This window comes from Methylobacterium sp. NPDC080182, from assembly GCF_050281105.1.
GTDB lineage: Bacteria > Pseudomonadota > Alphaproteobacteria > Rhizobiales > Beijerinckiaceae > Methylobacterium.
Window position 1 is genome coordinate 49,669 of record NZ_JBNNWO010000021.1, and the last position, 19,757, is coordinate 69,425.

The 19,757-nt window shown below is 71.7% G+C and carries 22 protein-coding genes; 13 read left to right on the plus strand and 9 right to left on the minus strand.

The features are described from left to right. Window positions 1–10: 10 nt before the first annotated feature. The 3 genes from ACQKQD_RS28625 to mobB form a co-directional block, all read right to left on the minus strand. Entirely contained in the window at window positions 11–364 is a 354-nt protein-coding gene (locus ACQKQD_RS28625) for an avidin/streptavidin family protein (RefSeq protein WP_091927625.1), read from the minus strand. A 138-nt stretch (window positions 365–502) separates the two neighbouring features. Then, on the minus strand, window positions 503–1,759 hold the full coding sequence (locus ACQKQD_RS28630; RefSeq protein WP_427510245.1) for a molybdopterin molybdotransferase MoeA: 1,257 nt from the start codon (window positions 1,757–1,759) through the stop codon (window positions 503–505). A 4-nt stretch (window positions 1,760–1,763) separates the two neighbouring features. Next, window positions 1,764–2,282, minus strand: a complete 519-nt coding sequence (mobB, locus tag ACQKQD_RS28635; RefSeq protein WP_427510246.1) for a molybdopterin-guanine dinucleotide biosynthesis protein B — start codon at window positions 2,280–2,282, stop codon at window positions 1,764–1,766. A 250-nt stretch (window positions 2,283–2,532) separates the two neighbouring features. Between mobB and ACQKQD_RS28640 the strand changes: the two genes are divergently transcribed. The 3 genes from ACQKQD_RS28640 to fdhF all read left to right on the plus strand — a co-directional run bounded on the left by ACQKQD_RS28640 (window position 2,533) and on the right by fdhF (window position 7,653). Beyond that, window positions 2,533–2,847: a hypothetical protein gene (locus ACQKQD_RS28640; RefSeq protein WP_020094840.1), complete on the plus strand. Its 315-nt coding sequence runs from the start codon at window positions 2,533–2,535 to the stop codon at window positions 2,845–2,847. Between the two features lie 62 nt (window positions 2,848–2,909). Then, window positions 2,910–4,628, plus strand: a complete 1,719-nt coding sequence (locus ACQKQD_RS28645; protein WP_091978537.1) for an NAD(P)H-dependent oxidoreductase subunit E — start codon at window positions 2,910–2,912, stop codon at window positions 4,626–4,628. Window positions 4,629–4,683: 55 nt separating this feature from the next. Beyond that, window positions 4,684–7,653, plus strand: a complete 2,970-nt coding sequence (fdhF, locus tag ACQKQD_RS28650) for a formate dehydrogenase subunit alpha (protein ID WP_427510247.1) — start codon at window positions 4,684–4,686, stop codon at window positions 7,651–7,653. A gap of 398 nt (window positions 7,654–8,051) precedes the next feature. On the opposite strand, the gene ACQKQD_RS28655 is transcribed toward fdhF, so the two are convergent. The 3 genes from ACQKQD_RS28655 to ACQKQD_RS28665 form a co-directional block, all read right to left on the minus strand. Then, window positions 8,052–8,381 (minus strand): winged helix-turn-helix domain-containing protein, encoded by a 330-nt coding sequence (locus tag ACQKQD_RS28655; RefSeq protein ID WP_091681636.1) that lies wholly within the window; start codon window positions 8,379–8,381, stop codon window positions 8,052–8,054. 164 nt (window positions 8,382–8,545) lie between these two features. Continuing rightward, a complete protein-coding gene (locus ACQKQD_RS28660) occupies window positions 8,546–10,525 on the minus strand; it encodes a molybdopterin biosynthesis protein (protein WP_427510248.1) in 1,980 nt (659 codons plus the stop codon). Next, entirely contained in the window at window positions 10,522–11,613 is a 1,092-nt protein-coding gene (locus ACQKQD_RS28665; RefSeq protein ID WP_427510262.1) for a molybdopterin-binding protein, read from the minus strand. The genes ACQKQD_RS28660 and ACQKQD_RS28665 overlap by 4 nt, the downstream gene beginning before the upstream one ends. Before the next feature lie 224 nt (window positions 11,614–11,837). On the opposite strand from ACQKQD_RS28665, the gene ACQKQD_RS28670 reads away from it, so the two are divergent. From ACQKQD_RS28670 to ACQKQD_RS28690, 5 genes are all read left to right on the plus strand, one after another. Continuing rightward, complete coding sequence (locus ACQKQD_RS28670; RefSeq protein WP_427510249.1) at window positions 11,838–12,533, plus strand: ABC transporter permease; 696 nt, start codon at window positions 11,838–11,840, stop codon at window positions 12,531–12,533. Further along, window positions 12,530–13,240, plus strand: a complete 711-nt coding sequence (locus ACQKQD_RS28675) for an ATP-binding cassette domain-containing protein (protein WP_427510250.1) — start codon at window positions 12,530–12,532, stop codon at window positions 13,238–13,240. The genes ACQKQD_RS28670 and ACQKQD_RS28675 overlap by 4 nt, the downstream gene beginning before the upstream one ends. Further along, window positions 13,213–14,058, plus strand: a complete 846-nt coding sequence (locus ACQKQD_RS28680; RefSeq protein WP_427510251.1) for a substrate-binding domain-containing protein — start codon at window positions 13,213–13,215, stop codon at window positions 14,056–14,058. The genes ACQKQD_RS28675 and ACQKQD_RS28680 overlap by 28 nt, the downstream gene beginning before the upstream one ends. A gap of 353 nt (window positions 14,059–14,411) precedes the next feature. Next, window positions 14,412–15,077, plus strand: a complete 666-nt coding sequence (locus ACQKQD_RS28685) for a 5-formyltetrahydrofolate cyclo-ligase (RefSeq protein WP_427510263.1) — start codon at window positions 14,412–14,414, stop codon at window positions 15,075–15,077. Window positions 15,078–15,284: 207 nt separating this feature from the next. Beyond that, window positions 15,285–15,494 carry a cold-shock protein gene (locus tag ACQKQD_RS28690; RefSeq protein WP_020094851.1) on the plus strand — a complete coding sequence of 70 codons (210 nt, stop codon included), beginning with the start codon at window positions 15,285–15,287 and terminating at the stop codon, window positions 15,492–15,494. 37 nt (window positions 15,495–15,531) lie between these two features. Here the strand turns inward: ACQKQD_RS28690 and ACQKQD_RS28695 are convergent, their stop codons facing one another. Then, window positions 15,532–15,783 (minus strand): hypothetical protein, encoded by a 252-nt coding sequence (locus ACQKQD_RS28695; protein WP_020094852.1) that lies wholly within the window; start codon window positions 15,781–15,783, stop codon window positions 15,532–15,534. A gap of 158 nt (window positions 15,784–15,941) precedes the next feature. On the opposite strand from ACQKQD_RS28695, the gene ACQKQD_RS28700 reads away from it, so the two are divergent. From ACQKQD_RS28700 to ACQKQD_RS28710, 3 genes are all read left to right on the plus strand, one after another. Next, complete coding sequence (locus tag ACQKQD_RS28700; RefSeq protein WP_427510252.1) at window positions 15,942–16,610, plus strand: spermidine synthase; 669 nt, start codon at window positions 15,942–15,944, stop codon at window positions 16,608–16,610. Window positions 16,611–16,800: 190 nt separating this feature from the next. Further along, a complete protein-coding gene (locus ACQKQD_RS28705; RefSeq protein ID WP_020094854.1) occupies window positions 16,801–17,061 on the plus strand; it encodes a hypothetical protein in 261 nt (86 codons plus the stop codon). A gap of 87 nt (window positions 17,062–17,148) precedes the next feature. Further along, a complete protein-coding gene (locus ACQKQD_RS28710) occupies window positions 17,149–17,424 on the plus strand; it encodes a hypothetical protein (protein ID WP_091927619.1) in 276 nt (91 codons plus the stop codon). A gap of 52 nt (window positions 17,425–17,476) precedes the next feature. Here ACQKQD_RS28710 and ACQKQD_RS28715 read toward each other — a convergent pair whose 3' ends face one another. Continuing rightward, window positions 17,477–17,872, minus strand: coding sequence for a TIGR02300 family protein (locus ACQKQD_RS28715; protein ID WP_020094856.1), 396 nt, complete (start codon window positions 17,870–17,872; stop codon window positions 17,477–17,479). A 382-nt stretch (window positions 17,873–18,254) separates the two neighbouring features. Between ACQKQD_RS28715 and ACQKQD_RS28720 the strand changes: the two genes are divergently transcribed. Continuing rightward, window positions 18,255–18,638 carry a hypothetical protein gene (locus ACQKQD_RS28720; protein ID WP_042672250.1) on the plus strand — a complete coding sequence of 128 codons (384 nt, stop codon included), beginning with the start codon at window positions 18,255–18,257 and terminating at the stop codon, window positions 18,636–18,638. A 204-nt stretch (window positions 18,639–18,842) separates the two neighbouring features. On the opposite strand, the gene ACQKQD_RS28725 is transcribed toward ACQKQD_RS28720, so the two are convergent. Then, window positions 18,843–19,127, minus strand: a complete 285-nt coding sequence (locus tag ACQKQD_RS28725) for a hypothetical protein (RefSeq protein ID WP_020094858.1) — start codon at window positions 19,125–19,127, stop codon at window positions 18,843–18,845. Between the two features lie 299 nt (window positions 19,128–19,426). Between ACQKQD_RS28725 and ACQKQD_RS28730 the strand changes: the two genes are divergently transcribed. Beyond that, on the plus strand, window positions 19,427–19,693 hold the full coding sequence (locus ACQKQD_RS28730; protein ID WP_042672249.1) for a hypothetical protein: 267 nt from the start codon (window positions 19,427–19,429) through the stop codon (window positions 19,691–19,693). The last annotated feature ends 64 nt before the right edge of the window (window positions 19,694–19,757 follow it).

Consider the following 19,757-nt stretch of genomic DNA (forward strand, 5'->3'; position numbering starts at 1 on the left):
GACCCTGGCTTCACGAACAGGCGTTCTCGACCTTCGAGAAGATGGTCGTCTCGAGCGCGACGTGATCGGCCACGGCCTTCGGCTGCGGAGACCGTTCGACGGCGTGGAAGACCGCGTGGATCGCCTCGGCCGTCTTCTCGTCGGTCCGGACGAGGCGCCCGGTCCAGGCCGTGATCTCCTGGGGCGACGACGTGCTGGTCACGAAGCCGATGATGTCGCCCTCGGCCGTGCCGACGAGGATGCGGCTTCGATGCGTCTGCGCGTAGCCGGGATCGGCGGCGGTGTAGGTCCCGGAGACCGCCTCGCCCATCTGGAGGAGGCGGAGTTCCGCGCCGGCTTGGCTCCGCCAGACACCATCGAACATCGTTGCTCAAGCCCGCCGATCGAGCGGCCGCTCGCACGGCCCATCACAAGCGATATAGCAGATTTGATATAACGGATGCGCGAGCCCGGCAATGCTGGGGCGCGGTCCGCGTCGCGTGAGGCCCTGAGCGCGGCCCCGCTACCAGAGGGCCCCGTGCGGGTGGAACCGCACGGCGTCGCCCGGCACGACCTCGGTCCGGTCATCCTCCAGCTCCACGAGGCCGTCGGATTCGGTGAGCGATGACAGCATGCCCGCGCCGTCGCGCTGGAACTTCCGGGCCTCCCAGGCGCCGTCGGCGTCCCGGGCGAGGCTGACCCGGACGAACTCCCTGCGGCCCGCGCGCTTCCGATAGGGGAAGGCCGCCCTGACGGTGAATCCGCGCGACGGCGCGTAGGCCTCGCCGGCGAGCCGGGCGAGGAGCGGCCGCACCACGAACAGCAGGGTGACGTAGACAGCCACCGGGTTGCCCGGCAGGCCCAGGAACGGCTTGCCGTCGATCATGCCCATCGCGACCGGCCGTCCCGGCTTGATCCCCAGCCGCCAGAACACGAGGCGCCCGATGCTCTCGACGGCGGTCTTCACGTGATCCTCGTCGCCGGTCGACACGCCGCCCGAAGTCAGGATCACGTCGTGCTCGGCGGCCGCCGCCGAGAGCCTGGCCGCGAGGGCCGCCGGGTCGTCGCGGATGACGCCGAGGTCGCGCGCCGCGACGCCCATCCGCCGGAGAAGAGCGAGCAGCAGGACGCGGTTCGAGTCGTAGATTGCGCCCGGCCCCAGGGGCGACCCGGGCTCGACGAGTTCGTTGCCCGTCGAGAACACGCCGACCCGCAGGGTGCGGCGGACCTTCAGCGTGCGCAGGCCGACCGCGGTCGCCAGGGCCAGGTCCTGCGGCCGGAGACGCCGGCCGGCCGCGATGATCGTCGAGCCCTTCGCCGCGTCCTCGCCGGCGTCGCGGCTGTTGGCGCCCCGCTTCAGCCCGAGCGGCAGGGACACCCGGCCGTCGGGCAGGACCTGGACGTCCTCCTGCATGAAGACGGTGTCGGCCCCCGCCGGCATCGGGGCCCCGGTGAAGATCCGGGCGGCCGAGCCCGCCACCGACACGCCTTCGGGGGAGGCGCCGGCCGCGACGACCGCGCCGACCGGCAGGATCGTCGCATCGGAGGCGCGCAGGTCCGCGAAACGGACCGCGTAGCCGTCGACGGCCGAGTTGGGGAACGGCGGGACGTCGATGGGCGCGACGCAATCCTCGGCCAGGACGCGCCCGTCGGCGTCCGGGACGGGAACGTCCTCGGTGCCGACGATCGCTGCGAGCCGCTCGCCGAACAGCGCGTGCGCGTCCTCGATGGTCATCAGAGGGCCGCCGAACACGAAGCAGTCGTCGCTGAGCTGGGCCATCCGGCTAGAGCCTCCCGAGGACGTCTTCGAAGGGAACGGCCACGTCGAGCATCAGCCCCGTCACCGCCGCCGCGTCGTTCAGATCTACGACGGGAATGCCCGAGGCCGGAAACGCGACGTCGCTCGCGATGCCCACGATGGTGGTGTCCAGTGGATGGAGGGGCGGGCGGCCGGTCTCGGCGCGATGGACCTCGATCTTGGGGATGGGCTCCCGCTTGTACCCTTCCACGACGACGAGGTCGCACGGGCTGATCCGCCGCAGGAGCTGGCCGAGGCTCGCCTCCTGCTCGTCGCGCAGCTCGTGGACCTGGGCCCAGCGGCGGCCCGACGAGATCAGAACCTCGCTCGCGCCCGCCCTGCGGTGCTCGTAGGAATCCTTCCCGGGCCAGTCCGTGTCGAAGTCGTGATGGGCGTGCTTGATGGTCGCCACCCGCACCCCGCGGGCGACGAGCAGGGGGATGGCCCGGACCAGCAGGCTGGTCTTGCCGGCCCCGCTCCACCCGGCGAGTCCGATTACGCGCATGCCGGACACCGCTGACAGCCCCTCTCGTGCCGTTCCCACTGCCCCGCGCGAGGGCTCAGGGCAAGCGTCGGCCGCGCCGCCGGGACGCGTGACCCCGGCGTCACGCAAATTGAAACGACTTCAAAAACGATATAACACCTCCGCTATAACGGCTGCCATTTGGTATGCCACGAGCGAGCGCCACGCCAACGGACCCGAACGGGCACGCCATGCACGACTTTAACCGTCCCTCGATCGCGCAGGCCTGAGCATGGGCGACGCATCCTCCGCGGCGGACTGGGCCGCCATCGTGACGGACGCCTACTGCGCCGACGCGAAGCCGCCGCTCACGCAGGAGCTCGCCGGCCGGGTCCGCGACGCGCTCGCCCAGGCGGCCGCGTCGCCGGCCGGAGACGCGCCGGGCTCCCTGATGGACCGCCTGAACGACGCCCTCGACGCGTTCGAGACCGAGCTGCGCTCCGTCGTCGGACCCAGGGTCACGTCCCTGGACGAGGCGACGGGCACGGCCACGATGAAGCCGCGGTCCGAGGCCGGCCAGCCGCTCCGGGCCTTCGGCGGCCAGTAACCCCCGACCGGACCTCAGGACACCGCGACCACCCGTCCCAGCAGTTGGAAATCAGATACCGCATGAGTGAGGCACCGGGGACAGTCAGGACTTTCTCGCATCCCGGCCGGGGGCGGAACAAGGCGCGCAGCGTCCCCAAGGGGCGCCAGGTCGAGCCGCGGGCGAAGGTCGAGATCGAGGCGCTTCTCGGCTCCCGCTCGCGCCAGCGCGACCTGCTCATCGAGCACTTGCACCTGATCCAGGACACCTACGGCCAGATCAGCGCCGAGCACCTGGCGGCGCTCGCCGACGAGATGGCCCTGGCCTTCGCCGAGGTGTTCGAGACCGCGACTTTCTACGCGCATTTCGACGTCGTGAAGGAGGGTGACGCCTCGATCCCGCGGCTGACCGTCCGGGTCTGCGACAGCATCACCTGCGCGATGTTCGGCGCCGACGAGCTGCTGGAGACGCTCCAGCGGGAACTCGCCTCCGACGCCGTCCGCGTCGTGCGCGCGCCCTGCGTCGGCCTGTGCGACCACGCGCCCGCCGTCGAGGTCGGGCACAACTTCCTGCACAAGGCCGACCTCGCCTCCGTGCGGGCCGCGGTCGAGGCCGGCGACACGCACGCCCATATCCCGGACTACGTCGACTACGAGGCCTATCGGGCCGCCGGCGGGTACGCGACCCTCGACCGGCTCCGCAGCGGGGACCTTCCGGTCGACGACGTCCTGAAGGTGCTCGACGACGGCGGCCTGCGCGGCCTCGGCGGCGCGGGCTTCCCGACGGGGCGCAAGTGGCGCTCGGTGCGCGGCGAGCCCGGGCCCCGGCTGATGGCGGTCAACGGGGACGAGGGCGAGCCCGGCACGTTCAAGGACCAGCTCTACCTCAACACCGACCCGCACCGCTTCCTCGAGGGCATGCTGATCGGCGCCCACGTCGTCGAGGCACCCGAGGTCTACATCTACCTGCGCGACGAGTATCCCATCTCCCGCGAGATCCTGACGCGCGAGATCGCGAAGCTCCCCGCGGGCGGTCCGCGCATCCACCTGCGCCGCGGCGCCGGCGCCTATATCTGCGGCGAGGAATCCTCGCTGATCGAGTCCCTCGAAGGCAAGCGCGGGCTGCCGCGGCACAAGCCGCCGTTCCCGTTCCAGGTCGGCCTGTTCAACCGTCCGACGCTGATCAACAACATCGAGACGCTGTTCTGGGTCCGCGACCTGATCGAGCGGGGCGGCGACTGGTGGAAGAGCCACGGCCGCAACGACCGCGTCGGCCTGCGCTCCTACTCGGTCTCGGGGCGCGTGAAGGAGCCGGGGGTGAAGCTCGCCCCGTCCGGCCTCACCATCCAGGAACTGATCGACGAGTATTGCGGCGGCATGGCGGAGGGCCACACCTTCGCGGCCTACCTGCCGGGCGGCGCGTCGGGCGGCATCCTGCCGGCGTCGATGAACGACATCCCGCTCGATTTCGGGACGCTGGAGAAGTACGGCTGCTTCATCGGCTCCGCCGCCGTCGTGATCCTGTCGGACCGAGACGATGTGCGCGGCGCCGCGTTGAACCTGATGAAGTTCTTCGAGGACGAGAGCTGCGGGCAGTGCACCCCCTGCCGTTCGGGGACCCAGAAGGCCCGCATCCTGATGGAGCAGGGCGTCTGGGACACCGAGCTCCTGGGCGAATTGTCCCAGTGCATGCGGGACGCCTCGATCTGCGGCCTCGGCCAGGCCGCCTCGAACCCGCTCAGCAGCGTCATCAAGTACTTCCCGGACCTGTTCCCCGCCCCGCGCGCTGCGGCTGCCGAGTGAGGCAACCGATGGTACCGGCGAATTCTATCCCGATGTCCGAGCCAGGAGCGGCCGCATGAGCAACGCCCCCGAACAGCGCGGCGACAAGACCGAGAAGGCCGAGATCCGGGCCGACGGACTGCAGGATGCGGGCGGCCCCGCGCCGGGCCCGAAGCCGGGGGCCGGCGGCTCCTACTCGGAAGGGGCGAAGGCGGGCGGCCAGGCGGCCCCGGAGCCGTCGGGCCTGCACGATCTCAAGGAGCGGCCGACCGCCCCCCCGACCATCGCGTTCGAATTCGACGGACAGCAGGTCGAGGCTGCCCCCGGCGAGACGATCTGGGCCGTCGCCAAGCGCCTCGGCACCCACATCCCGCATCTTTGCCACAAGCCCGAGCCGGGCTACCGCCCGGACGGCAATTGCCGCGCCTGCATGGTCGAGATCGAGGGCGAGCGCGTGCTGGCCGCCTCGTGCAAGCGCACGCCGGCCGTGGGCATGAAGGTCAAGTCCGCGACCGAGCGCGCCACCAAGGCCCGCGCCATGGTGCTCGAGCTGCTCGTGGCCGACCAGCCCGAGCGCGCGACCTCGCACGACCCGACCTCGCACTTCTGGGTGCAGGCCGACTTCCTCGACGTGTCCGAGAGCCGCTTCCCCGCGGCCGAGCGCTGGACCGGCGACTTCAGCCACCCGGCCATGAGCGTCAATCTCGACGCCTGCATCCAGTGCAACCTCTGCGTCCGCGCCTGCCGCGAGGTCCAGGTCAACGACGTGATCGGCATGGCCTACCGCTCGGCCGACGCGAAGGTGGTGTTCGACTTCGACGACCCGATGGGCGGCTCGACCTGCGTGGCCTGCGGCGAGTGCGTCCAGGCCTGCCCGACCGGCGCGCTGATGCCGTCCGCCTACCTCGACGCCGAGCACAACACCCGGACGGTCTATCCCGACCGCGAGGTGACCTCGCTGTGCCCCTATTGCGGCGTCGGCTGCCAGGTCTCCTACAAGGTGAAGGACGAGAGGATCGTCTACGCCGAGGGCGTGAACGGCCCGGCCAACCACAACCGGCTCTGCGTGAAGGGCCGCTTCGGCTTCGACTACGTCCACCACCCCCACCGCCTGACGGCGCCGCTGATCCGCCTGGACAACGTCCCGAAGGACGCCAACGACCAGGTCGACCCGGCCAACCCGTGGACGCACTTCCGCGAGGCGACCTGGGAGGAGGCGCTCGACCGCGCCGCCGGCGGCCTCAAGACGGTCCGCGACACCCATGGCCGCAAGGCGCTCGCCGGGTTCGGCTCCGCGAAGGGCTCGAACGAGGAGGCCTACCTCTTCCAGAAGCTGGTGCGGCTCGGGTTCGGCTCGAACAACGTCGACCACTGCACCCGGCTGTGCCACGCCTCGTCGGTCGCCGCCCTCATGGAGGGCCTGAACTCGGGCGCCGTGTCGGCGCCGTTCTCGGCGGCGCTCGACGCCGAGGTCATCATCGTGATCGGCGCCAACCCGACCGTGAACCACCCGGTGGCGGCGACCTTCCTCAAGAACGCCGTGAAGCAGCGCGGCGCCAAGCTGATCGTCATGGACCCGCGCCGGCAGGTGCTGTCGCGGCACGCCTACAAGCACCTCGCGTTCAAGCCCGGCTCGGACGTCGCGATGCTCAACGCGATGCTCAACGTGATCATCGAGGAGCGGCTCTACGACGAGCAGTACATCGCTGGCTACACCGAGAACTTCGAGGCGCTCAAGGAGAAGATCGTCGAGTTCACGCCGGAGAAGATGGCCTCGGTCTGCGGCATCGACGCGGAGACCCTGCGCGAGGTCGCCCGGCTCTACGCCCGGGCCAAGTCCTCGATCATCTTCTGGGGCATGGGCATCAGCCAGCACGTCCACGGCACGGACAACTCGCGCTGCCTGATCGCGCTCGCCCTCGTCACGGGGCAGATCGGGCGCCCCGGCACCGGCCTGCATCCGCTGCGCGGCCAGAACAACGTCCAGGGCGCGTCCGATGCCGGCCTGATCCCGATGGTCTACCCGGACTACCAGTCGGTCGAGAAGGCCGCGGTGCGGGAGATGTTCGAGGAGTTCTGGGGTCAGAAGCTCGACCCGCAGAAGGGCCTCACCGTCGTCGAGATCATGCGGGCGATCCACGCCGGCGAGATCAAGGGCATGTTCGTCGAGGGCGAGAACCCCGCGATGTCCGACCCGGACCTGAACCACGCCCGGCACGCCCTGGCGATGCTCGACCACCTCGTCGTGCAGGACCTGTTCCTGACGGAGACCGCCTTCCACGCCGACGTGGTGCTGCCGGCCTCCGCCTTCGCCGAGAAGGCCGGCACCTTCACCAACACCGACCGTCGCGTGCAGATCTCGCAGCCGGTGGTGTCCCCGCCGGGCGACGCGCGGCAGGACTGGTGGATCATCCAGGAACTGGGGAAGCGCCTCGGCCTGCCCTGGAACTACGGCGGCCCGGCCGACATCTTCCGCGAGATGGCCATGGTGATGCCGTCGTTCAACAACATCACCTGGGAGCGCCTGGAGCGCGAGGGCGCCGTGACCTACCCGGTCGACGCGCCGGACCAGCCCGGCAACGAGATCATCTTCTACGCCGGCTTCCCCACCGAGAGCGGGCGCGCGAAGATCGTCCCGGCCGCCGTGGTGCCCCCGGACGAGCTGCCGGACGAGGACTACCCGATGGTCCTGTCGACCGGCCGCGTGCTCGAGCACTGGCACACCGGATCGATGACCCGGCGCGCCGGCGTCCTCGACGCGCTGGAGCCCGAGGCGGTCGCCTTCATGGCCCCGAAGGAGCTCTACCGGCTCGGGCTGGAGCCCGGCGACACGATGAAGCTGGAGACGCGCCGCGGCGCCGTCCACCTGAAGGTGCGCTCCGACCGCGACGTGCCGGTCGGCATGATCTTCATGCCGTTCTGCTACGCCGAGGCCGCGGCCAACCTGCTGACGAACCCGGCGCTCGACCCGATGGGCAAGATCCCGGAGTTCAAGTTCTGCGCGGCCCGGGCCTCCGCCGTCCACACGGCGATGGCCGCCGAGTAGGCGGTGTGATCTCCGGCGGCGCGCCCAGGCGTGCCGCCGGCCCCTGGCGGCGGGCTCGCGGGCTGATGCTGTTTCCGGTTGATCAAGTCGGTGCCGTCCTTGCGAGCGCAGCGAAGCAATCCAGTCGGCGCGACGCTGACAGATGTCGCGCAGCCCTGGGTCGCTTCGCTGCGCTCGCGATGACGCAGCGGGCTGATGCTGTTTCCGGTCGATCAGCCCGGTGCCGTCCTTGCGAGCGCAGCGAAGCAATCCAGTCGGCGCGACGCTGACAGATGTCGCGCGGCCCTGGGTCGCTTCGCTGCGCTCGCGATGACGCAGCGGGCTGCACAGACCGAAGCCGACGCCCGACCGTCGAGAGACCGCTCCCCACGGAGGCGCGCCTCCGCGCGGCCTGGCTCCTACGAATCGACCTTCATCAGCGAGGCGAGAAGGTCGAGCTCGCCCGCCACGGCCTCCGAGGCGAGCCGCTCCATGCGCAGGTAACTGTCGAGGATGGCGTCGCCCGTGCTGGTCAGGACCGCCCCGCCGCCCCGGCGGCCGCCCTTGCTCGCGGAGACGAGCGGCTCCTGGAACGCCTTGTTCAACGTGTCGATGAGGTACCAGGCTCGCTTGTAGCTCATGCCCATCCGGCGCCCCGCGGCGGCGATGGAGCCGGTGTCGCGGATGCCGCTCAGGAGGGCGGCCTTGCCCGGTCCCAGCAGGGTGTCCGAGCCGAGCTCGATCCGCAAACTGATGCTCGTGTCCTCGCCCAACGCACACCGCCGCTTCGCTGGAGGCCCCAGCGCCTCGCAGGCGTCCCTACGCGAAACGGCCGTGTCGATCATCCCGGCGGGCGACAGGATCGTCCGTCCCGTTCCGTCGAGGCCAGCCAACGGTGCGCGCGTCACGCGGCTCACGCGGCGGGCGTGAAGCCCAGAGCGCGCAGCGCGGCGGCCGTCCCGGGCTCGCCCAGAAGGCTCAGGAAGGCCGCGAGCGCCGGCATCTCCCGCGCGTCCGCGCGATACGCGAGGTCGTAGGCCTCCTCCGTCAGCGGGCGGAAGCCCAGCCCGTAGGCATCCGCGACGCTCGCGATGGCCACGCCCCAGTCCGCCCTGCCCTGCGAGACCGCCGCGGCGACGGCGTTGTGCGAGCGCGGCTGGTTCCAGAACCCCGCCGGCCGGGCACCGTTCAGCAGCCCGTCCACGAGCAGGCGCGTGCCCGATCCGGCGTTACGGTTGACCATCACGGCGTCGGGGTCGGCGAGCGCGGAGGCGACCGCGTCCGCGGCGTCGCGCCCTTCGAACCGGGCGTCGCCGCGGCGGAACACGACGCCCTGGAGGCGGCGCCACCCGGGCGCGAGGGACAGGCCCTCGGTGAGGAACGGGGCATTGTAACGGCCCGTCTCGGGATCGAAGAGGTGCATGGCGGCGACATCGCACTCGCCGCGCCGCAGGGCGGCGAGGCCGCCGGCCGACCCGACCCAGATGGTGCGGGCGCGGTAGCCGCGCTCGCCGAGCAGGCCGACCACCCGGTCCAGGCCGATGCAGTGGCTGCCGACGATCGTCAGGTCGGGCGCCCGCACACCGGCGCCCAGGCGGACCACGGCGACACCCTCCCCCGCCTCGACGCCGGCGCGCGCGGCCGGAACCGCGAAGAAGCCGTCCGCCTGCGAGAAGGCGGTGACCGAACCCGAGCCCTTCGGCAGCGGCAGGGCGATCGTCCCCTCGGGGCCGTGGGCGAGCGAGGTCATCACGAACTCGGTGCGGCCGAGTTCGGAGGGCACCCGCTGGGACACCCGCGCCGCGATCGTCTCGTCCTCGCGCGGCGGCAACCCGGCGAGCGCCCGCACGTACGGCACGACGAAGTCGTGGAAGGTGAACATCGCGGAGGTGGGGAACCCCGGCAGGACGATGACCGGCTTTCCCTGCGCCACCGCCACGCAGAGCGGCTTCCCGGGCTTCAGGGCCACGCCGTGGAACAGGATTCCCGGCTCGCCGAGGCGGGACAGCACCCGGTGCGACACGTCGCCGGCGCCTTTGGACGTGCCGCCCGAGAGCACGACGAGGTCGCTGTCCCGGAGGACGGACCGGAGGGCGGCCTCGAGGACGGAAGCCTCGTCGCGCACGATCCCGAGCCGGACCGGCTCCCCGCCGTTCTCGGTCACCGCGGCCGCGATGATCGCGCCGTTCGAATCGTAGATCGCGCCCTCGGGCAGGGGCTCGCCCGGTGCGACCAGCTCGTCCCCCGTGGACAGGACCGCGACGCGCGGGCGTCCGGTGACGTCGACGGCCGCGAGGCCGCACGCCGCCAGCATGCCGATCTCGCGGGCGGTGATCCGCGTTCCCGCGCGCAGCACCGTCTCGCCGCGGGCCATGTCGGCCCCGGCATAGCCCACGAACTGCGCCGGCCGCACCGCGGTCAGGACATCGACGGCGAGGCTCCGGGCGTCGAACTCCGTGTGCTCGACCATCACCACGGCGTCGGCGCCGCGGGGGATCACGCCGCCGGTGGCGATCGGTGTCGCCGTTCCCGGCTGGACGACGACGGTCGGCGCGACGCCGCAGGCGAGGATCTCGCGGTTCAGCGTGAGACGCCGCGGGCTCGCCGGCCCGGCGCCTTCCGTGTCGGTCGCGCGCAGGGCGAAACCGTCGACCAGGGACCGGTCGAAGGGCGGGACGTCCATCGGCGAGGCGACGTCGCGGGCCAGAACGCGCCCGAGCGCGTCGTCCAACGACACCGTCTCGGACGGCAGGCGCGCGTGCGGGACCGCCGCCCGGAACCGCGCGAGCGCGTCGTCCCGGCTCATCACCCGGAGGAACTGCTCCTGGCTCGAGGCCGCGGCGAGGCGCGCGACGAAATCCGCCGCCCCGTCACGGTCCGCGTCGGCGCTCACAGGGCCCAAACCTCTACCTCCTCGCCGGCCCGGAAGCCTTCGCTCTCCGGCTCGACCACGACGATGCCGTCCGCCTGCACCAACCGACCGAGCGGAAGGCCGGCTCCGCCCAGCGGCTCCACGCCGTCCGACCCGCTCCGGACGAAGACGACCTCGGACAGACCGATCGACGAGACGATCTTCCGGAGGAGGACGTGCCGCCGCGGCGAGCGCTCCCGCGCGCCGGCGAGCCGCGCGATGAGCGGACGGCCGAGGGCCAGGAACGCGGCGAGCGCCGCCTCGGGAGGCCCGGGCACCAGGAGGACCGGCCTGCCGGCCGCGGAGCCGACCGCGGTGGTCTCCCCGGGCCGCAGGGCGATGCCGTGCGCGCGGACGTCTCCGGCGCGGGCGAGGGCCGCCGCGCTGTGGTCCGAGCGGCCGAAACCGCTGCCCCCGACCACCAGCACCGCGTCCGCCGTGCCGCCGCGGATGGCCTCGGCGATCTCCTCGACTCCCCGGGCGCGAACCGCCTCGGTCGCCCCGCCGGCCCGCGCGATCAGACGCCCGAGCAGGGGCGACACGGTATCGAGGCTGGACGTCCCGGCGGTGACGACGCGCAAGCGCGGCTGACGGACGTCGACCGCCTCCAGGCCGGCCGCCTCCAGGACGAGCAGGTGAAGGGGCTCGATCCGGGTGCCGGCCTCGATCAGCCGCGCGTTGGCGGCGACGTCCTCCCCCGCTCCGCGCACGCCCTCCCGCGGGGCGATGTCCGCGACGACCATGCCGTCCGCGAATCCCTCCGGGGGCAGGACGGCATCGGTGCCCGACGGCAGTGGCTGTCCCGCCTCGACCCAGGGTGGCGGTCGCGCCGGGAAGATCGGCGCGTAGGCCGACGCGCCGCCCACCGCGGCGGCCTCGACCGCGAAGCCGTCCCGCATCGCCGTCGGGCCCGCGGGCACGGCGGCGTGCGCGACGACCGCTCGCGCGGCGACGCGTCCGAGCGCCGCTGCGAGCGGGACGGTCGCGGGTTCGACGGGAGCCGCCGCGCCGCTGAGCAGGATCGCCGCCTCCCGAAGCGGGACCAGCGCCGAGGACGCATTCCGGATCATCGTGGCGGCGATGCGCCATCCGGGTTCGATGATCAAGGGCCGGCGCGGCGGCCGACCCGCCGACACGACAACGGTCGCCCCGGGCGATATGCTCACCGCCTACCCGCGCGCGCTCCCCTGACAGGCATGACAGGTCCATTCCGCCGAACCTGCGTCACGAGGTCGGCCTCGACGGCTGATCTCGCCATCCGCCTCGTCCGATTTCCGAGGACCGGCCCGGGGGCATGATGCAGACGCTCCAGGACATCCTCTCCCGCCTGTTCAGCCTGGATCGGGACGTGCTGGCGATCGCGTGGCTGTCGCTGCGTGTCAGCCTCACCGCCGTCGGCATCGGTCTCGTGCTCGGCATACCCCTGGGCGCTTTCCTGGCCGTCGCCCGCTTCCCCGGACGCGGCGCCGCGGTCGGCCTGCTCAACGCCTTCATGGGGCTGCCGCCGGTGCTCGTCGGCCTCGCGCTCTACCTCGTCCTGTCCCGCTCCGGTCCGCTCGGACCGCTCGGCCTGCTGTTCACCCCCGCCGCGATGATCGCCGCGCAGGCGACGCTCGCGACCCCGCTCGTCGCCGCCCTGACGCAGCAGGTCGTCGCCGACGCCCGGGTGCAACTCGGGGAGCAGCTGCGCTCCCTCGGGCTCTCCGCACCGCGTCAGGCCGCGGCGATGATCTACGACGTGCGCTTCTCCCTCGTGACCGCCGCGCTCGCCGCGTTCGGCCGGGCGATCTCGGAGATCGGCGCGGTCCTCGTCGTCGGCGGGAACATCGACGGGTATACCCGCACGATGACGACGGCGATCTCGCTGGAGACCCAGAAGGGCGATCTCAGCCTCGCCCTGGCGCTCGGCCTCGTGCTGATCGGCGTCGTTCTGGTGGTGAATGTCGCCGTGGCCCTGCTCCGCCGGCACGCCGCGCGGGTGTACGGATGAGCGCGACGCCGGCCATCCGCCTCAAGGACGTGACCCTGGTCCTCGACGGTCGGACGGTGCTCGACCGTCTCTGCCTGGAGGTCGCTGCGGGCAGCGTCACGGCCGTCATCGGACCGAACGGGGCGGGCAAGAGCGTCACCCTGAGGGTCGTCGACGGGCTCCTGCGGCCCGACGGCGGCACGGTGCAGGTCGGCCCGCACCGGCGGGCCTTCGTGTTCCAGCGGCCGGCGCTGATCCGCGCGACCGCGGCCGCGAACGTCGCGCTGGCTCTCGGAGACCTGCCCCGTCCTGCGCGGGCCGCGCGGGTGGAGGAGGCGCTGGCCCGCGTCCGCCTCTCCGAGCGCGCCCGCGATCCGGCGACGCGGCTCTCGGGCGGCGAGCAGCAGCGGCTGGCGCTGGCCCGTGCCTGGGCGGTCGGCCCCGACCTGCTCCTCCTCGACGAGCCGACCGCGAACCTCGACCCGGCCTCGACCGAGATCGTCGAGGGATTGGTGTCCGCGATGGCGCGGGCGGGCACCACGGTCGTGCTCGTCTCACACAATCTCGGGCAGGTGGCGCGCCTCGCCGACGCGGTGATCGTGCTGGCCTCGGGCCGCGCCGTCGAGCATGGTCCCGCCCGACAGATCCTGTTCTCGCCCCGGACGTCCGAGGCGCGGGCCTACCTCGCTGGGGAATTGCCGTGGACGCCTTTCGTCGCCGCCTCCTGACCCTGGGACTGGCCGCGCTCCTGAGCGCGGCTGCCCGCCTGCCGCCGGCCGAGGCCGAACCGGTGTCGATCGTCGTCGCCTCGACGACCTCGACCGAGCAGTCCGGCCTGTTCAAGCACATCCTCCCGCTCTTCCGGGAGGCGTCCGGGATCGACGTGAAGGTCGTCGCCCTGGGCACGGGACAGGCGCTCGACGCGGCGCGCCGCGGCGATGCCGACGTGGTCCTGGTCCACGACCGTCCGGCCGAGGACAAGTTCCTCGCCGAGGGCTTCGCGAAGCGGCGGTACGACGTGATGTACAACGATTTCGTGCTGATCGGCCCGGCCTCCGATCCGGCCGGCGTGCGCGGCCTCGGCGTGCGCGAGGCCTTCGCCAAGCTCGCGGCCAGCAAGGCGGCGTTCGTGTCGCGCGGGGACCGCTCGGGCACTCACAGCGCCGAGCTGCGCAGCTGGAAGGAGGCGGGCGTCGATCTCGCGGCCGTGCGCGGCCCCTGGTACCGGGATGTCGGCCAGGGCATGGGCCCCGCGCTCAACACGGCCTCGGCCCTCGGCGCCTACATCCTCGCCGACCGGGGGACGTGGCTCGCGTTCAAGAACCGCGCCGACCTGGTCATCTTGGTCCAGGGGGACCGGAGCCTGTTCAACCCCTACGGCGCGATGCTGGTGGATCCCGACAGGCACCCCGGCGTGAAGGCGAAGCAGGGACAGGCCTTCATCGACTGGCTCGTCTCACCGGAGGGGCAGCAGGCGATCGCTGGCTACAAGGTCGGCGGCGAGCAGCTGTTCTTCCCGAGCGCCGGCGCGCCCGTGACGCGCTGAACCCTGGATCCCCGGGTCGAAGCGCCGGATCGCCGTCGACGCGCGCGCCTGCCCGTCCCGGGCATCCGCGAGGGTGGGCGGCGGATCTCGCCGGCATTCGCCATCGTGCGGCTCGGAGACCGGCCAGGGACGATGGTCGGCCGGGTCGGGGCGGCGCGGGACGTCGCGATCCGCTTCACCGAACCGGAGGTGCCGAGCGCGCGTTTGGCCGAGGTCACCCAGGACTGTGCGGGTCCACCGTCGCGAGGGAGATCATCGTGGTCGGGCATTCAACCGAGCGGCCTGAGACGCCCCCGGAACCCGCGGCGCCCGAACACTCCGCGTTCGGCGCGTACAGCTCTCCACCCTGCTTCATGCACGAGCTCGGCCCCGACTTCGTCGGCCCGGCGGCGGAGCCTCGGCCTTCCGAACCCTGCGGTCCTGAGAGCGCCGCATCCGACTGGCCGAGCGTGCGGCAATGGCGAAAGGAGACCCGCGCCGCGCTCATCGCGCGGCGGGTCGGCATCTCCGCCCAGGACCGCGCCGCCCGGAGCGAGCGGATCGAGCAGGGTCTCCGAGCCGCTCTACCTTCGCCATCGGGCCTATCGATCGGTCTCTACTGGCCCTTCAGGGGCGAGGTCGACGCCAGATCCCTCCTGACGGAGCTGCGCGGAAGCGGGGCGCGACTGGCGCTTCCGGTCGTCGTCGAGAAGGCGCGCCCGCTCCAGTTCCGGGTCTGGTCGCCGGGCGAGCGCATGATCCGCGGCGTCTGGAACATACCCGTTCCCGCAGAGGGCGAGATTGTCGACCCGGACGTCCTGATCGCGCCGCTCGTCGGCTTCGATCAGGCAGGGTACCGCCTGGGATACGGCGGCGGCTTCTATGACCGGACCATCGCGTCCAGGTCGACGAAGCCGCGGGTCATCGGCGTCGGCTTCGAGCTCGCGCGGCTCGCGACGATCCACCCGCAGGCGCACGACGTCCCCATGGACATCATCGTGACGGAAGGCGGCGTCTGGCCCCGCACGGAGCGACCCTGATCGCGCCGCGGAGCGGGCCGGTGCCCGCGCTGGCCGGCTCGGCAGAGCCTGGCCCAGGACCGTTCGGCCTGAGGTCGGCGGATGAGGGCGCGGGGGTCTCAACCGAGGCTCCTGATCGCGAGTGCCCTTGGAACAGGCGGCCGCGGCGGCTCGTTCAGGCGTCACGGCCCGCCACGTTGGCGAGCCGGTGACGACCAGGATACAGCCATGGCTACAGGCACCGTGAAGTGGTTCAACGAGACCAAGGGCTACGGTTTCATCCAGCCCGACGATGGCGGCAAGGACGTGTTCGTTCACATCTCGGCCGTCGAGCGTGCGGGCCTTCGCTCCCTCAACGAGGGTCAGAAGATCTCCTATGACGTCGAGGCGGACCGCCGCAGCGGCAAGGAGAGCGCCGCCAACCTGAAGGCTGGCTGAGCACCGCGCGACGAGTGGCCTGTATCGGGGCCGCTCGTCACAGATCGGGCTTCGAACTCGGGGCAGGAGACCGCGTCAGGCTCTCGATCTCCCGCATCGGCCTCCCCGACTTGCGGGCGATCTCCTCTTCCTGCTCGGTGATGAGAGTGCGTGCCGGCTCGTCGCCGTCGAGGCCGCCCAGGATCTCGGCCGGCACGCGCCGATTCGAGGCGCGGCTGCCGTCGGCGTAGGTGACGTCGAACAGCACGAACCCCTGCACCTTCGGCAGAGACTTGGTACGCTTGGCCATGAGGGATATGCCGGCTTCTCGGACGAGGCGAACGCCGTCGCGGCCCCTGCGTCTTGCAGGCGCGACGCGCGGTCAGGAGCGCGTCTCATAACCCATCCTTCCCGTTTGCCGGAATATCCATGGCGCCGGCCCACAGAGGGACGCCTGTGACATCTTGGATGCACATCGACACCGGCCTCGTTCCCGGCGGGACCCCGTTGCACCTGATGCAGCGGGGCCACGAGTTCTCCATCGTCGCCGACACGATCGAGCTGATGAACAGCACCCGCGGGGCCTCCGAGGAGGCGCTGGCGATCCTCGCTTGCGGCCGGGTGCGCGGGCGGGGCGCGGCGCGGGTGCTCGTCGGCGGCCTCGGAATGGGGTTCACCCTGCGCGCGGCCCTGCGCAACCTCGAGCCAGAGGCGCGCGTCACGGTCGCCGAACTGGTACCGACGGTCGCGGCTTGGGCGCGCGGACCGCTCGCGGGCGTCTTCGCCGGCTGCCTCGACGACGCCCGCGTCGATCTGCGCGAAGCCGATGTCGAGCACCTTATCCGGTGCGGCCCGGCCGCCTGGGACGCGATCCTGCTCGATGTCGACAACGGACCGGAAGGGTTCGTGCGCCCGGAGAACGATCGCCTCTACGGCAAGCACGGGTTGGAATCGGCGCGGCGGGCGCTGCGGCCGGGCGGGGTGCTCGGCGTCTGGTCGGCCAATCCCGACCGCAAGTTCAAGGCGCGCCTCCAGCGCTCGGGTTTCGCCGTCGAAGAGGTTCGCCCCCACGCGAACGGGCGCAGCGGCCCGCGGCACGTGGTGTGGATCGCGACCTCCGCCGGCCCGACGGTCTGACCCTTCCTGAACGTTGATTGGGCCGCGTTCCGGCCCTGACGGCCTTGCCTCGGCAGCGAGCGGGCGTCCGTCGCACTCTATCCTTCGCGTCCCGGCCCTCTTACACTCGATCCGTCGCCGGATCGGCCAGACTTCAGGTTCTGGCGGCTTGGGGGACGCGTGCCCCCTCCTACGGAGCCGTGAGCCCGCGATGGCCGACCTCATCGATTTCCCCGGGAAACGCCGAGGCTCCGGCTCGGCCTACCGGTTGCACCGGTTCGGCGCGGACGGCAGCGACCGCGGCACGGTCCTCATCCGAGCCCGCGACGACGCGGAGGCCAGGCATCAGGCCGACAGGCTGGCCGAGGGATTGTTGGCCGAGCTGTGGTCCGGGGACCGGCTCCTGGATCACTTCGCGCCGGCCGGCCACCCGGTTGCGGCCTGCATCGGTCCCCTGCGCGACGGGCCCTGATCCCGCGGACGCGCTGGCCTGCCGGCGCCGCGAGCCAGCCGTTGTTACATTGTTGCATGCTCTCGCGCGAGGTGCGATACGCCGCGGATGTCAGTTGAGGCCACGCTCTGGGATCTGGTGACCGCCGAGCGTATCGCCATCGAAGATGTCGGCGCCGCCGTCGACGCCTACCTGGCAGAACCGACCACCCAGGATCACGCCATCGGTCCGGACCACGTGCTCGATCTCGCGGCGGCCGTCGCGGCCCACCCCTCCGCGCCCGCGATCGTGGTCGACACCGAGTCCGACGAGCCGTCGCGCCGCATGGCGGTGCGGGCGGCCCTGCTCATGAGCCGCCCCACCACCCGATCAAACAGCGCCTGAGATTGCGGCCACCCGCGCCCGTCCGCCGGACGACCGGCGGCGGCGGGCGGGCCTACTGGTCGTCATCGTCGTCGTTGACCTCGACGAGATCGCTGGTGTCGTCATCGTCCTCATCGACGACGAGGTTGTCGTCGTCGACCTGCTCCCCGTCGTCCTCGATGTCGAGCGCGTCGTCATCCTCAGCGTTGCTGTCCGTGTCCTTCTCGGCCTCCTCGGCCTCGACCTCGTCCAGCGAGACGAGTTCGGGGCCCTCCGTCTCGTCCTCTTCGTCGCTCGGCGCCTCTTTGCGCGCGACGACGGGAGCGCTCCCCCTGGAATACGATGTCGCGGCAGCGATCGGCACGACCTCGCCCGAGTAGGGCGAGATCACGGGATTCTTGCCGAGATCGTAGAACTTCTTCCCCGTCGTCGGGCAGATACGCTTCGTGCCGAGGTCCGGACGCGCCACTGAGACTCTCCCTGAAGGCCGTGAGACGCTGGATCGCCAGCGAGCATGCGGTGATGTCTACCACAGTCAGCAGCCCGATGCCCCGCCTCTTCGCGCCGAGCGAGGCGTGTCTGCACGACAGAGGTGCCGACACGCGATCGGCAGAGGAGGCAGAGGGGGAGAGTGCGGCGGGGCCCGACCTCCGTGATGCCGCGCGATGTCGCGGACGCTGCGGTGACGCAGCGACCGCGATGTCCGCGATGTCCGCGATGCGGGTAGGACGTCATCCAAATAGGGGTGGTGCTCCGGAGCACGTCGCGCCGTGATGTGTGGTGCTTAATCGTGTCTCGCACCGTCATCGCCGATGGGATTTGTGCGGCGCAGGTGCTGGAGGGTCTCCACCATGTTGACTCGCACCGTCATAGGCCTCGTCGCCCCCGTCTGCCTCGCCGCCGCGTGGGCCACGCCGTCCCTGGCACAGCCGGCCGCCAATGGCGGGCCGAAGTTCCTCATCCACGGCAACTACTGCGGCCCCGGCAACAACGCGCCTCTGCCGCCTATCGACGCCCTCGACGCAGCCTGCGCCCGCCACGACGCCTGCACGCCGGATATCGGACTTCCGACAAAGGCCTGTAACCTTCGGCTGGAACGCGAGGCAGCCGCGGTTGCTCGGGACCCGCGGCAGCCGGACAATGTGCGCTCCCTCGCCGGTTTCGTCGCGTCGTTCGCGGCGTCGAACGCGTCGAGCCCGGCGCCGACGGTGCTCCCCGCGAGACTGGCGCGCTGAGAGCCCGACGCATCCGCCACCATTCGCCCGCGCGGGCGCAGGGCGCCGGCTCGAACCGGAAGCCGGCGGGATCGCCGGCCGCGGGGGGGCATCCCGCCTGCGCCGTCTGCCGCCCCCGGTCCCACGCGCGGGAATCCGGTGACGGCGATGGCGCGCGCGGAGCCCGCCGCGGCCGGGCGGGCCGCGTTGCGCGAGTGTGGGGGCCTACCGTCCGCTGGGCGCGGCGTAGCTGCCGGTAACGCCGTTACCCCGGCTGCTGCCGCCCGCAGAGCCGGGGGTCTTGTTCCGGACGAAGCTCGCACCCGGATAGCGCCGCTGGACCCGCGACATCGAGTGTCGCCGCACGTGATGGCGCCTCATCCGGACGTCGGTGAGCATGTCGGACGGCGACGAGAGGCCGGTCGCGGGGCCCGCGGGAACGGCCGAGGCGGGGACGGCCAGTACGCCGAGGCCGACACCTGCGAGCGCGGCGAGAACGAGAATGCGCATAGAGCTCCTCCATGCCTCGGCGGAGATGGATCGCCTCGGCATGGAGGGAAGACCTGAAGCGCGCGTCTGGTTCAATGAGCGGGCCTTCGTGAGCGCAGTCTGCCGGGCGGCCGCGACGCCGGCGGCAGGGACAGCCTGGTCACGCGCGGTCACAGCTGCGCCGCCGGCGCGATTAATCCCGGACGCCGCGTGCGCAGCGGCACGTCGCTCCGAGACAATCGCCCCCATATCAGTGTCACGCAAGATGAAATGGGCCGTAAGTCTCGGACTGTACTGCGTAAAGGAGCAAGAATTAGCCTATGAAGACCCGTATCGCCGCTACCGTCACCGCTCTCATGCTCGCCGTAGCTCCGATCTCGTCCGCCATGGCCTACGATCGTCCTGCCTGGACTGGCTCCACGCCTTACGATGTCGAAACCACGGGCTCGTTCGGCGCTCCGTTCGGCGGCCGCTACGACCGCGACCCCTGGACCTGCCCGCAGAGCTCGGCCGCGGAGGGCAATGCCAACCAGCAGAACTTCCCGGTCAAGCAGTACGGCCAGACCGCCGGCGGCAACCGCTGCTGAGGTCGGGGGACACGATGCTGAAGGCCTTCTCCTACGCGATGATCGGCGCCTTCCTGGGCGGCCT

Coding starts and splice junctions, on each gene's coding strand:
- ACQKQD_RS28710 (WP_091927619.1), top strand. CDS start 17,149: ATGTCAGTTGAGGCCACGCTCTGGGATCTGGTGACCGCCGAGCGTATC.
- ACQKQD_RS28705 (WP_020094854.1), top strand. CDS start 16,801: ATGGCCGACCTCATCGATTTCCCCGGGAAACGCCGAGGCTCCGGCTCG.
- ACQKQD_RS28685 (WP_427510263.1), top strand. CDS start 14,412: ATGCACGAGCTCGGCCCCGACTTCGTCGGCCCGGCGGCGGAGCCTCGG.
- ACQKQD_RS28695 (WP_020094852.1), bottom strand. CDS start 15,783: ATGGCCAAGCGTACCAAGTCTCTGCCGAAGGTGCAGGGGTTCGTGCTG.
- ACQKQD_RS28670 (WP_427510249.1), top strand. CDS start 11,838: ATGATGCAGACGCTCCAGGACATCCTCTCCCGCCTGTTCAGCCTGGAT.
- ACQKQD_RS28625 (WP_091927625.1), bottom strand. CDS start 364: ATGTTCGATGGTGTCTGGCGGAGCCAAGCCGGCGCGGAACTCCGCCTC.
- ACQKQD_RS28730 (WP_042672249.1), top strand. CDS start 19,427: ATGAAGACCCGTATCGCCGCTACCGTCACCGCTCTCATGCTCGCCGTA.
- ACQKQD_RS28630 (WP_427510245.1), bottom strand. CDS start 1,759: ATGGCCCAGCTCAGCGACGACTGCTTCGTGTTCGGCGGCCCTCTGATG.
- ACQKQD_RS28675 (WP_427510250.1), top strand. CDS start 12,530: ATGAGCGCGACGCCGGCCATCCGCCTCAAGGACGTGACCCTGGTCCTC.
- fdhF (WP_427510247.1), top strand. CDS start 4,684: ATGAGCAACGCCCCCGAACAGCGCGGCGACAAGACCGAGAAGGCCGAG.
- ACQKQD_RS28690 (WP_020094851.1), top strand. CDS start 15,285: ATGGCTACAGGCACCGTGAAGTGGTTCAACGAGACCAAGGGCTACGGT.
- ACQKQD_RS28720 (WP_042672250.1), top strand. CDS start 18,255: ATGTTGACTCGCACCGTCATAGGCCTCGTCGCCCCCGTCTGCCTCGCC.
- ACQKQD_RS28645 (WP_091978537.1), top strand. CDS start 2,910: ATGAGTGAGGCACCGGGGACAGTCAGGACTTTCTCGCATCCCGGCCGG.
- ACQKQD_RS28665 (WP_427510262.1), bottom strand. CDS start 11,613: ATGATCCGGAATGCGTCCTCGGCGCTGGTCCCGCTTCGGGAGGCGGCG.
- mobB (WP_427510246.1), bottom strand. CDS start 2,282: ATGCGCGTAATCGGACTCGCCGGGTGGAGCGGGGCCGGCAAGACCAGC.
- ACQKQD_RS28725 (WP_020094858.1), bottom strand. CDS start 19,127: ATGCGCATTCTCGTTCTCGCCGCGCTCGCAGGTGTCGGCCTCGGCGTA.
- ACQKQD_RS28700 (WP_427510252.1), top strand. CDS start 15,942: ATGCACATCGACACCGGCCTCGTTCCCGGCGGGACCCCGTTGCACCTG.
- ACQKQD_RS28640 (WP_020094840.1), top strand. CDS start 2,533: ATGGGCGACGCATCCTCCGCGGCGGACTGGGCCGCCATCGTGACGGAC.